Genomic DNA, 11,249 nt, shown 5'->3' with positions numbered 1-11,249 from the left:
CGGCCTAGGCCGTCTGCAGCGAACGCATGCTCGCCCGGATGAGGTCGTGCTGCTTGCGCACGAGCAGGAGCGGGTCGACCTCCCCCAGCTCGGCGAACGCGTGGCCCTCCCATTCACTCGACCAGTAGCCGCGGTAGCCGCCCTCGACGAAGATCTTCACGAGCTCCGGATAGTCGATGGCGGGCTCCTGGCCGTTCTCGTCGATGTCATAGAACTTGGCGTGGACGTGGAAGATCTGCGGCATGATGTCCGCCCACTCGTGCGGGTCGACGTGCCCGTGCATGTTGAAGGCCAGGTGTGCGAACGAACCGAGCCGGCCCGGGTCGAACCCGCGGCTGTTCAGGTACCCGATGAACTTCTCCTGGCGCTCCCGCATCGATGCGTCGGTCGCCCAGATCTCCTGGAGCCGCTGCACCTCCTCGTCACCCAGGCCCGCCCGGTGCACCGCGCGCAGCAGGGTCGGCGACATGCTGTGCATCGTCGACGAGAAGTCGGCGACGAAGCCGAGCAGCGGCGAGTCGAGTTCGGCGTAGAGGTCGCGCACCTTCACGATCTCAGGAGCGTTTGGTCCCATCGGCGCGTGGATCTCGTAGGCGAGCTTGAGGTCGAGGTCTTCGGCCACCGGCAGCAGGCGGCGCAGAAGCTCGGGCTTGGCCGACTGGATGCGCACCAGCGGGAAACCGAGCCCCTTGGCGCCGCGGAACAGCAGCTCGCTGACCTCGAACTCCTCGTCGGGCGTCATGTCGCGGTCGCGCCGCTTGCCCATGTCGAGGTTTGCCCCGAACGAGCTGGCGTCGAAGCCGTGCCGGTCGAAGGCCTCCCGCCAGGTCGTCACGAACTCGTCGGAGACGGCGGGATACGTCGGCAGCACCTGGGAGGCCACGATCTCGATCCCCGGGCCGATACCGAGCTCGGCCACACGGTCCAGCAGCCCGTCGAAGTCGAACCAGCCGGCGCGGAACTCGGCGCTGGCCGAGTAAAGCGTCAGTCCCAGCTGGAACGGGTCGGCGTCGGTCGCCTCCGGAGCCGGAGGAACATCGGTGACGAGCGCCGGCGGCTCGGCATTGTGGTCGGTCGCGGTGAGCGTCAGATGCTGGTGGACGATGTTCGGCACGTAGAGCCCCGGGCCTCCGTCCTCTCCCGGTTTGATCTGCATATAGGGCAGCCGCAGTTCGCCGTGCAGCTCGACCTCGTGCGTCTCGCCGAGCTGCACGGCCGACTCGCGCCGGACGATGAGCAGCGGATGCGACTGCAGGTACCAGAGCACGTCGCTCTGCTGCGGGAGGTCGGCGATCCTATAGCGGACGCCGGCGAGCTCGAAGGTCAGATCCACCTCCGGCACCTCGGCGCCGTCGAACGTCAGCCGAAGGGTCGTGACGGAGGACAACCACAGGCTGCGGTACCAGGGGATGGTCAGGGCAAGGGCGAAGCCCTCCGGGTGGACGCGCAGGCTCGCATCGTCGATGAGTCCATTGGGCATGGTTCACTTCCTGTCTGAGTGCGCCGCCGCGCGTTCTGCGGCGATGGTGCGGATGAGGGCGTGCTGCCGCCGGAGCTGGTCGGGCGCGCGGTACGGCTCGTGGTGGCCCTCGTACTCGCTCGACAGCCACCCGGTGTAGCCGGAGTCGACGACCACGTCGATGATGTCCCGCCACGCGATGTAGTGGTCGACGAGGTCGTCGTCCACCTCGTAGAACTTGGCCTGGAAGTAGACGGTGTGCTCCATCACGTCGGCGAGGTCGGACACCGGCACGAACGGCACCACCGGCGGCCGGGCCGAGCCGTCGCCCATGCGGAAGGAGGCGCTGCCTCCCCGCCGCGGGTACGACGACAGCTCGAAGACGCCGGTGTCGATGAGCAGCCCGAAGTGCTCGGAGCCGGTGCGCTCCTTGAACTCCAGGTACTCCTCCACGACCGGCGACTTGATGACGGTCGGCCAGTGGATCTCCGGGCAGATCACGATGCCGAGGTCGGCGGCCAGCTGGAGGTTGCGCTCAACGGCCTCCTGCCAGATCGGGTCGACCAGGAGGTCCTCGGAGATCACGCCGATCTTCGGGCGCACGAACGAGAAGCCGAGAGTGGAGGCGAGCCGCAGGTCGAGCTCCAGCTGCTGTGCGCCCTCGGCCGCGGTCATTCCGCGGCCCGGGAAGCGGCGGGTATCGATCCACGAGCCGTAGAGAGTCGGCGTGAGTCCCAGGCGCTCGTTGCGGGCGAACCACGCGTCGATCCACGCCGTGGAGGGGTTGGGATAGTCCTCGATGTGACCCTCGCCGAGGATCTCGAGGCCGCTGGCGCCGAGGTCGGCGACGTCGGCGATGCAGTCCTCGACGGTCATGGTGACGCCGATGTCGTCGGTGTAGCTGTAGAGCGAGACGCCGAGGCCGAAGGGGAGGTCGTCGGTGGTCATTTCACGATCACCGACTTCCGTGATGCGGTCCAGATCGAGGGCTGGAGCTCCTCCGGGATGTACGACATCCGCAGCCGCAGTTCCAGTGTGACGTCGTGGATGCCGCGGGCGAGACCGCCGTCGCGCGGGACGGTCAGCACGGCGGCATGTCCGAGTGGCCAGCGTGCGTCGTTGGACTGCTGGAGCTCCTCGAACGAGAACTCGCCGGCCGGGAGAGTCCAGCGGATGGTGTCGCCGCCGAAGCGCTCACCGTCGACGGTCACCGTCGGCTTCTCGATGAGGTTCGCCCAGAGCCCCCGGTAGTACGGGCTGCGCACGCGCAGCTGGAATCCGTTGGGCGCACCCTCCGGGCCGATGTTGCGGAAGCCCGCCGTCTGTATCAGTTGTTCTTCGAGCATTGGATTCTCCTTTGTGATCCAGTTCGTACGCGTCAGCTGCGAGCGCCTGCGGATGCGCTCGTCGTCGTTGCCAACCGCCTGGCGGCCTCGCGCGCGCCGCGCACGGCGATCGCGACGCTCATGAGCGTGGGGTTCATGGTGGTGGCGGTCGGGATGAGGGCGTTGCCGCCGACGACGAGGTTCTCGTAGCCCCACACGCGCGAGTACGGGTCGGCGACCGAGGTGCCGTCGTCCTCCGCGCCCATGCGCATGGTGCCCTGGTAGTGCAGGCTGGAGCCGTTCGGCAGCAGCCGGGGCTCGGCGACGAACGTGCCGAGGGCGTTCCCGGCGCGCCGGAGGCGCTCCGTGGCCTCGGCGATCTCGCGCTGCTCAACCTCGGCGAGCTCGTACGTGACCGTCATGTTAGGAAAGCCGCGATAGTCGAGCTCGTCGTCATCGAAGGTCACGCCGTCGCCGTACCGCGGCTGCTTGCGCATCCCATACCCCATGTTGACGTACCCCCAGCGGTTGTCGGCGGCGGGATGCTCCGGGTCGAGCTGGAACGGCGGCCTCTCCGCGTACATCACCTGCAGTGAGAACGGGTGGCCCGGTTCTGAGAAGGGGACGCGGTTGACGGCCGCGACCGGATCGGCCGGGTTGGTCGCCCTGCGGGCGAGCTCCGCATCGAGCTCCTGCTCCGTCGCGAACCGGCGCATGCTGTCGGCATCGAGGGCGACGGTGGAGATCACGACCGGGTGCTCGGTCAGATAATGCCCGAGAGCGCGGGGACGGATCCCGGACGCCCACAGCAGCTGCGGGGAGCGGAAGGCGTCAGCGGCCACGACCACGAGAGCGGCGTCGAGCGAGTAGACATCGTGGCTGCGGAGGTCCTCGACCAGGACGCCGGTGACCCGGCCGTCGGCGCGCTCGACCCGGCGCACCAGGGAGAGGTCCCGCAGCTCGAATCGCTCCGAGAGGCCGCTTCCGGGCTCGAGCACCGGCCCGAGGACCACGTCGGCTCCGGCCCAGCGCATCGTGCCGTCCGGCTGGGGGTCGCCCGAGACGGGCAGCGTCCCTGGGCCGAAGCCGTCGGGCAGCTCGGAGCCGAACTCCTCGGCCAGCAGCGAGCGGATCGCCGCTCCGATCTCCGAGTCTGCAAAAGCCGATGTCTGCACATGCAGGAGCCGCGACGCCTCCGCGACAAGCTCTTCCCATTCCGGGTCTGCGATGAAGGGGATGCGCTCGCTGAACGACGGGCTCGGCGTCGCACAGGTCCAGTGCGCGCCCATCCCCCCGACGTTGGTGGACGCCGCCGCCGCGGGGAAGCTCGGCGTGTGCGCAGAGCCCTCGCCGCCGAAATCGAGGAGGTGCGTCCCCCCACGCGCGGTGAACATGCCCTCGACGACGACGGACGAGGGGATGCCGAGGGACTCGCGGAACGCACCGGCCTGCGGACCCTGCGACAGCTCGCGAGCCCGCTCCTTCTCGTCCGGATCGGGGATGTTGCGCACGTTCTCCCCGGCGATGGCAGTCAACTGCGGACCGGCCTCGAACATGACGACGCGCGCGTCGGGGAGGGCCTCGAGCAGGAGCCGGGCGTAGGCGGATCCGATGGGACCGCTGCCAACGACGGCGATGGTGTGGGTCGGGACGGGGGTCATGATGATCTCCTGTTCGTGCTCAGGCGGGCATGGATGCGGCCGGTGCCGCGCGCAGCGGTTCGGTGTCGTCGGACAGTCGGCGATTCGGCAGCAGAATCGCCGCCACGATGCCGACGACGTAGGTGACGGCAAGCGCCACGAAGATCGGGACGAACACGCCCTGGTATACGTGGGCGACCTGCTGCTGGATCTCGGGGCCTTCGGCGTGAACGATGGCGGGCGTGAGCGTGGCCGCGTGGAGGCCCGGAGGAAGCATGACCGCGACGGTCGCGCCGATGATGCCGCCGATGAGGGCCGTCGCCACAGTCGCCCCGACCTGCCTCACGAGGTTCACGCTGGCCGTGATGGTGCCGGTCTCCTGGCGCGGCACGGCGCTCTGGACGACCGCGACGATGAGGCTCATGAAGGCGCCGGTCCCGAGTCCGACCACGGCCATCGCGACCGCGGGCGCCCACAGGGGCGCACCGGCGGGCAGCAGCGCCATCGCGCCGAGCCCGGCGGCGCCGAGAACCGTGCCGACGAGCGGGTAGACGCGGTAGTGGCCGGTGCGGCTCACCAGCCAGCCGGTTGACAGGTTGCTCACCAGCATCCCGAACACCGTCGCGATCGGCACGAGCCCCGAGACCGTGGCGCTCGTGCGGTACGCCATCTGGAAGTAAGTCGGCAGATACGAGGTGATCGAGAACAGGCCGATGCCGACGATCGCCGAGATGACCGTGCCCGTGGCGACCGTCCGGTCGCGGAACCAGTTGAGGGGCACCAAGGGCTCCTCGACGCGCAGCTCGATGACGAAGAATACGACGAGGGCGACGGCTGCCACGGCGAACACGATGGTCGTAGCGGCCGCCTGCGCGCTGCCACCCACCCAGGACACGGCCAGGACGAGGGCGACCAGGCCGATCGTCAGGGCGACGGCCCCGGCGATGTCGAAGCGCCCGCTCCGTCCGGGTTCGATGTGCGGTACGGCCACGATCGCGAGCGCGAACGCGACGACGCCCACGGGGGCGTTGATCCAGAACACCCACGGCCAGCCCCAGGTGTCCGTGATAATACCGCCGAGCACCGGCCCGATGAGAATCGCGATCGGAAAGGCCGCGCCGATGATCGCCATGAACTTCGGCCGCTGCCGCGGCGTGGTCACCTCGGCGATGATCGTCTGCGACATCAGCTGGAGACCCGCCGAGCTCATCCCCTGGATCACGCGGGCGACGATCAACCAGACGATGCCGTTCGCGAAACCGCACGCGACAGAGCTGAGGATGAACACGGCGACCGAGCTGAGGAACACCGCGCGCGGCCCGATCCGGTCGCCGAGCTTCCCGAGGACGGGCAGCAGGACCGTGCTGGCGAGCGTGTACCCGACGATAATCCAGCTCATGTGCTCGAGAGCACCGAGCTGGCCGGCGACGGTCGCGATCGCTGTGCTGACGACGGTGTTGTCCAACGCGCCGAGGAAGGACACGGCGAGAAGGGAGGTGACGAGGAGGCGGAACCTGAGTGGCGAGAGCGGCATGCGAAACCCGAACGATCGGGTGATCGACGCGACGGTTTGTGCCCTCGCCGCAACGTCACGGTGAGGAACGGGCCGGGGCCCCGACGTCATGGTCAGTCTACGACAATCTTAGGCATTTTTTCAACCTAAGTAGCCGTTTCGGTCAGATCCGGAGAAGCGTGACCTCGGCGATGCCGATCCCGCGCTGCGGCACGATCGCGAGGCGCTCGTCGCCGTTAAGAAAGCGGGCCGGCCGCAGCTCCCCACCGTGGAGCACGAGCTCCCGCACCTCGTCGATCTCGACCGTCGCATCGTCCCCGGCGAAGTCGAACAGCGCCGCCTGGCCCGCGACGACGAACCGATCCGGCGCCGTGCGGATCACGATGCCGAACGGGCGGTCGTCCCCGGGCGACGGCACGGCGCCGGGCCGGGTCTCCGACGGCGACGGCTCGGGCTCGGGGAGCTGCACGCCAACATCCAGGAGCATCCGGGCGAACAGGCCCGGCCCGTTGCGCACCGTGAGGGTGAGATCGCCGAAGCGGTGCGACGCGGACTCCACGTCGGCTCCGAGTGCGAAGCCCCAGACGTTCCCGCGGGAGCGCTGCTCCAGGATCTGGTCCGCCAGCGCCAACAGGCTGCGGGCCGCCTCGAAGTAGAGCGCGCCCTCCCGGCCGTCCTCCAGCCCGAATGCGCAGTAGCCGATCGCATCCAGCGCCCCGACCGCGAGGAACAGGTCACCCGCGGAGAAGCGCGACTCCGGGACGAAGAGCGGGTTCCCGCGCTGCGTGTAGGCCTCGAGCACCGGTCGGGAGTCGTCGATGTAGATGTCCGGCGACACCCAGTCGAGCGACGGCGCCACCGCCTGCCACAGGCCGACCATTCGCGCCGTCGGGCCCCCGCTCGGGTACTGCCCCGGCCTGTCCTGACCGGGCTGCGGGCCGAGCCAGGCGTTCGCGAAGAACGGGATGCGCGTCGACGAGCGCACGGGAGCCGCGATCCTCTCCACGTACGACCCGAACCCCCACGCCATGAACGTCTCCTGGATGTCGTCGGCGTTCCCGGCGAGGTGCGACCACGCCGCCCTGGCGGGTGCCGCGAGTACAGCGTCCGCGACCCCGTCCGGCAGCGCGTCCGCGTCGTTTCGCGCGAGCTGCACCACCAGCTCCGGCACAGCGGCGTTCCACGCGGCGAGAGCCGGCGCGGAATGATCACGGGCCGAACCGAGGAGGCCGATCTCGTTCTCGACCTGGATCATGATCACGGTCCCGGTGTCATCGGTCTCCGTCAGGTGCCGGACGAAGGCTGCGAAGGCGCGCGCGTCCGCGGCGACGAGCTCCGGCGAGAACACGGAGAGCGCGGGTTTCGCCATCGATCCCGCGTAGCTGAAGGGCGTAGGCAGTGGGTCCTCCTGCAGCACCGCTCGAGGGAACCTCTCGGTGTCCGCGCGCACCCAGGTCGGCGCGTAGGTCGACAGTGCGTTCTTGAAGGCACCGAACCAGATCACGCCCAGCCGGAGGCCCGCACCGCGCGCCTGTCGGACCAGCTCATCCGCGATGCGGAAGTCGAAGTCGCCCTCGGTTCGTTCGAGCTCCGCCCAGGAGACCGACACCAGCACGGTGTTGATGCCGGCGGTCGCGAGCCGGCCCCACTCAGCGGCCAGGTGCGCGGGGTCCGACGAGCTGGAGTTGTGCAGCTCGCCGCCGATGGCGAGAAAAGGCAGGCCGTCGACGATGAGCGATGAATTCGGGATGACCGCGGTGTCCATCCTCCGAGTATCGCAGACTTCTGCGCAAAAGCGGCATAAGTTACCCGATTCTTGACAATAGGGACAGGCCTCGTGTACCGTCGTCGTTTACACAGGCGGGGTGAGGGCGCCCGGCATCACGGCCGGAGCGAATAATCCCCCTCGGCGCCTCCAGCGCGCTGGGCGAGCACAAGGACCCATCGCGTCCCGCTTGTGCATGCCTCCGGCGGGCCGCCAGCACTCCTGGAGCCTAAGGATGACCACCTTCACCACGCCGTCGGCGTGCCCCTTCACCGATCCCCAGCGGCTCTTCGCCGACCTCGAGGCGGCCCGCCACGCGGAGATACCGCCGCAGTCCGACACGTATGGCGGCGCCCGGGTCTTCACGGACTACGACGACATCGTCGCAGCCCTTCACGACCCGGAAACGTTCTCGTCGCAGCCCACGGTCGGCACCGTGCCGTCCCCATGGCGCGAACAGTTCGAGGGCCGCGTGCCCAGCCGCGGGACCCTGATCGGCATCGACAACCCCGACCACGACCGGCTCCGGTCGAGCGTCAACACCTTCTTCATGCCGCGCCGGCTCGCCCGGTTCGAGCCGTGGATCCGCGAGGAGGCGCACCGGCTGGTGGACGGTTTCGCCGAGCAGGGGGAGGCCGACCTGAAGACGGCCTTCGCGCTACCGCTCCCGCTGCGGGTCATCAGCCACATCGTCGGGGTGGACGCGGAGCGCGCCGAGTGGGTGGGCGAGGCGCTCGGCTTCTTCATGGGACCGCGGGACATCTACCACCCTGGTACACCTGACGAGAAGGCGGCCAAACTGCTCGACCTCCACGACCACCTTCACGAGCTCATGGAACTGCGCCGAAACGATCGCTGTGACGACCTGATCAGCCACATCTGGGATCAGCGTGACAGCGGTGCCGTCGAGCTGACCGACTTCGAAATGCTGTCGATGTTCCCCGGGCTGATGCTCGCCGGACACGAGACATCATCCAACCTGATCTGCGTCGCCCTCTCGCACTTCCTCGCCGACCCGGACCTCTACGCGCGTGTGCAGCGCGACGACGCTTCGCGCGCGCAGGCGCTGGAGGAGATCTTCCGTTTCGAGTCCGCGATCACCGGCATGAAGCGGCTCGTGACCCGCGACACTCGGCTGGGCGGCGTGCCGTTGCGGGAAGGCGATGAGGTCTTCCTCGCATACGCCGCGGGATCGCGCGATCCGAGCCGTTTCGCCCATCCTGAGCGGATCGACGTCCAGCGCACCTGGGAGTCGCCCCATCTCGGGTTCGGCCAGGGAGTCCACGCGTGCCTCGGCGCGCCGCTCGCGCGGCTGCTGCTCCGCGTCGAGCTCGGCGTGCTGCACGAGCGGCTGCCCGACCTCGGGCTCGCCGTGCCGGTGCAGGACCTGCGGCACACCGTCGTCTCGGAGGGTCGCGGGCTCGTGTCGCTGCCACTGGCGTGGACGCCGACGACCACGCCCCCGCGTCAGAGCCGCAGCTCCAGGACCACCGTGACGCCGGAGTCCTTCCCCGTGATCGTCAGCGTCCGCCGCGACGTGGTGCCCGGCGTCATCGAGCTCACCCTGACCGCCACCGCCGACGGCGGTCTGCCGGCGTGGCGCCCGGGCGCCCATATCGACCTGGAGCTTCCCGGTGGGCTCGTTCGGCAGTACTCGCTCACGGGAGACCCGAGCGAGGGCGAATACCGGGTGGCCGTTCTCCGTGAGGACACCGGTCGCGGCGGCTCACTCGTCGTACACGATGGCGTCGCGGTCGGCGACCGGCTCCGCATCCGCGGACCTCGCAACCACTTCGCGCCGCAGCCCGCGCCGTTCTGGCTCCTCCTCGCCGGCGGGATCGGCATCACGCCGCTTCTTGCGATGGCGGCAGAGGCCGACAGCGCCGGCGTCCCGTGGCGCTTGCTCTACCTCGGGCGCTCGCGCAGGACGATGGCCTACGCCGACGAGCTTCAGGAACGATACGGCGCCAGCGTCTACCTCTGGCCCAGCGCTGAACGCGGACGCTACGACGTCGATGATATGTGGAGGCGCTTGCCCGCCGGCGGACGCGTCTACGCCTGCGGGCCGCAGGAGCTCCTCCTGGCCGTCGAAGAGTCGGCGCGCCGAGCTGGCCGTTCGGACAGCGTGGTCGTCGAGCGGTTCGCACCCCGTGCGGCGTCGACGCTGCCCGATCGACCCTTCGACGTGGAACTCCGCCGCAGCGGCACCACGGTGCGGGTGGCCGCGGGCGAATCAATCCTGGACGCAGTCAACCGCGCGGGAGCCAACGTGCTGTCGACGTGCCGCGAGGGCACCTGCGGTACGTGCGAGGTGCGCGTGCTGGCGGGTATCCCGGAGCATCGCGACTCCGTGCTCGGACTGGAGGAGCGGTTGACGGGAGACACGATGATGACGTGTGTGTCGCGGTGTGTCGGGGAGCAACTGGTACTCGATTTATGACCTAGGCGATATGAGGGTGCTCAGCTGAGGACGCTGTCGACAGCCTTCGCCAGCGCGACGCCGGCATCACCGCATCAATCGAGCCGCCTGCGTTCATCCTCAAGCACTACTCCGAGGAGTTCATGGCACACAAGGCGGTGGAACTCTCACCGATCACCGTTCCGTACCCGGTCTATGCGTTCGAGTACGTGAGCGCAGGCGGCAACAGCTCGCAGCGAATGACTGTCACATTGAATGCCCAGACCATCGACGCCCTCGTCGAAACGGTGTCGCAGAAGATCCGATTCAACAAGTCCGCTGCCGGCCGGCGAGCGTTGATGACCGCCAGGCTCCGAACGTTCATCAAGACGCGGGATCGCCACACCTGCCGGTTCTGTTCGGTGTCCCTCGCGGCCGAGCCTCACCTGCTCCTCGAGGCTTACCACGTTGTTCCCGTGTCCAGGGGCGGGATGACGGCCGAAGAGAATCTGCAGACGCTCTGCTGGCAATGCAACCGAACTAAGTCGGACAAGATCCTTTCAGTCTGAAGGAGACCAACCGATCCCATGAGTGCGTTACGTCCTGATCCACCTGCGGCAGTTCGTCAAATCGGAGCCGGCCATTCGGTCGGCTCCACCAGATGTAGTCACAATGTGGTCAGGCAGCTCTTCGCCGACACGCAAAACGCCCGGATCCCTGTTTTTCAAGGGATGCAGGGGGTTTCAAATGGCGGTACCGGTGGTGTCCTGGTCAGGAGATCGGAATGGGGTGTCTCGGGACATCGGAATGAAATGTCTCGCGTGATCGGCATGGTCACGGCGACGCTGGGGCATGAGCAAGCAGCGTCTCGTGATCACGGCGGTCCTCTCCGGTCAGTCCCAGTCCGAAGCTGCCCGCCGGTACGGGGTTACGCAGCCCACCGGCCGCACCGATCACTCCCGCACCGGGCCACCCCGGCCACGGTCTACGACACCGGCACCAAGGCCACCCCCACCGGAACCACCCCCACGCACGACCGCGTCCGAGAGGACCGCATCGACAAGTCCGGCACCGTCACACTGCGCCTGCCCGGCCGACTCCGGCACATCGGCATCGGCCGAACCCACGCCGGAACCCACGTCAAACTCC

General features: G+C 68.6%; 8 protein-coding genes and 1 pseudogene. 3 read left to right on the top strand and 6 right to left on the bottom strand.

Annotation, left to right across the window (positions count from 1 at the left end; translation table 11 throughout):
- Positions 1 to 4 precede the first annotated feature (4 nt).
- The 6 genes from AB4Y94_RS10670 to AB4Y94_RS10645 form a co-directional block, all read right to left on the bottom strand.
- Positions 5 to 1,480: a C-glycoside deglycosidase beta subunit domain-containing protein gene (locus AB4Y94_RS10670; protein ID WP_441727801.1), complete on the bottom strand. Its 1,476-nt coding sequence runs from the start codon at positions 1,478 to 1,480 to the stop codon at positions 5 to 7.
- 3 nt (positions 1,481 to 1,483) lie between these two features.
- Positions 1,484 to 2,407, bottom strand: a complete 924-nt coding sequence (locus AB4Y94_RS10665; protein ID WP_441727800.1) for a sugar phosphate isomerase/epimerase family protein — start codon at positions 2,405 to 2,407, stop codon at positions 1,484 to 1,486.
- A complete protein-coding gene (locus AB4Y94_RS10660; RefSeq protein ID WP_441727799.1) occupies positions 2,404 to 2,805 on the bottom strand; it encodes a C-glycoside deglycosidase beta subunit domain-containing protein in 402 nt (133 codons plus the stop codon). Before AB4Y94_RS10660 ends, AB4Y94_RS10665 begins: the two co-directional genes overlap by 4 nt.
- Positions 2,806 to 2,837: 32 nt before the next feature.
- Complete coding sequence (locus tag AB4Y94_RS10655) at positions 2,838 to 4,445, bottom strand: GMC oxidoreductase (RefSeq protein ID WP_441727798.1); 1,608 nt, start codon at positions 4,443 to 4,445, stop codon at positions 2,838 to 2,840.
- 19 nt (positions 4,446 to 4,464) lie between these two features.
- Positions 4,465 to 5,958 carry an MDR family MFS transporter gene (locus AB4Y94_RS10650; RefSeq protein ID WP_441727797.1) on the bottom strand — a complete coding sequence of 498 codons (1,494 nt, stop codon included), beginning with the start codon at positions 5,956 to 5,958 and terminating at the stop codon, positions 4,465 to 4,467.
- 142 nt (positions 5,959 to 6,100) lie between these two features.
- Entirely contained in the window at positions 6,101 to 7,702 is a 1,602-nt protein-coding gene (locus tag AB4Y94_RS10645; RefSeq protein ID WP_441727796.1) for a DUF5597 domain-containing protein, read from the bottom strand.
- A 235-nt stretch (positions 7,703 to 7,937) separates the two neighbouring features.
- Here AB4Y94_RS10645 and AB4Y94_RS10640 point away from each other — a divergent pair, with 235 nt between their 5' ends.
- From AB4Y94_RS10640 to AB4Y94_RS10630, 3 genes and pseudogenes are all read left to right on the top strand, one after another.
- Complete coding sequence (locus tag AB4Y94_RS10640; RefSeq protein WP_441727795.1) at positions 7,938 to 10,142, top strand: cytochrome P450; 2,205 nt, start codon at positions 7,938 to 7,940, stop codon at positions 10,140 to 10,142.
- 122 nt (positions 10,143 to 10,264) lie between these two features.
- Complete coding sequence (locus AB4Y94_RS10635) at positions 10,265 to 10,669, top strand: HNH endonuclease (RefSeq protein ID WP_441727794.1); 405 nt, start codon at positions 10,265 to 10,267, stop codon at positions 10,667 to 10,669.
- Between the two features lie 360 nt (positions 10,670 to 11,029).
- Positions 11,030 to 11,249: pseudogene (locus AB4Y94_RS10630) on the top strand (IS481 family transposase); the annotation flags it as partial.

Origin of the sequence: Glaciibacter sp. 2TAF33 (assembly GCF_052114945.1) — a bacterium.
GTDB lineage: Bacteria > Actinomycetota > Actinomycetes > Actinomycetales > Microbacteriaceae > Cryobacterium.
The sequence above is the reverse complement of the archived record's forward strand: the minus strand, read 5'-3'. Positions and strand labels throughout refer to the sequence as shown.

Bases quoted from the DNA above. Each gene is read 5' to 3' on its own strand.
- AB4Y94_RS10670 (WP_441727801.1), bottom strand. From the start codon at position 1,480: ATGCCCAATGGACTCATCGACGATGCGAGCCTGCGCGTCCACCCGGAG.
- AB4Y94_RS10665 (WP_441727800.1), bottom strand. From the start codon at position 2,407: ATGACCACCGACGACCTCCCCTTCGGCCTCGGCGTCTCGCTCTACAGC.
- AB4Y94_RS10660 (WP_441727799.1), bottom strand. From the start codon at position 2,805: ATGCTCGAAGAACAACTGATACAGACGGCGGGCTTCCGCAACATCGGC.
- AB4Y94_RS10655 (WP_441727798.1), bottom strand. From the start codon at position 4,445: ATGACCCCCGTCCCGACCCACACCATCGCCGTCGTTGGCAGCGGTCCC.
- AB4Y94_RS10650 (WP_441727797.1), bottom strand. From the start codon at position 5,958: ATGCCGCTCTCGCCACTCAGGTTCCGCCTCCTCGTCACCTCCCTTCTC.
- AB4Y94_RS10645 (WP_441727796.1), bottom strand. From the start codon at position 7,702: ATGGACACCGCGGTCATCCCGAATTCATCGCTCATCGTCGACGGCCTG.
- AB4Y94_RS10640 (WP_441727795.1), top strand. From the start codon at position 7,938: ATGACCACCTTCACCACGCCGTCGGCGTGCCCCTTCACCGATCCCCAG.
- AB4Y94_RS10635 (WP_441727794.1), top strand. From the start codon at position 10,265: ATGGCACACAAGGCGGTGGAACTCTCACCGATCACCGTTCCGTACCCG.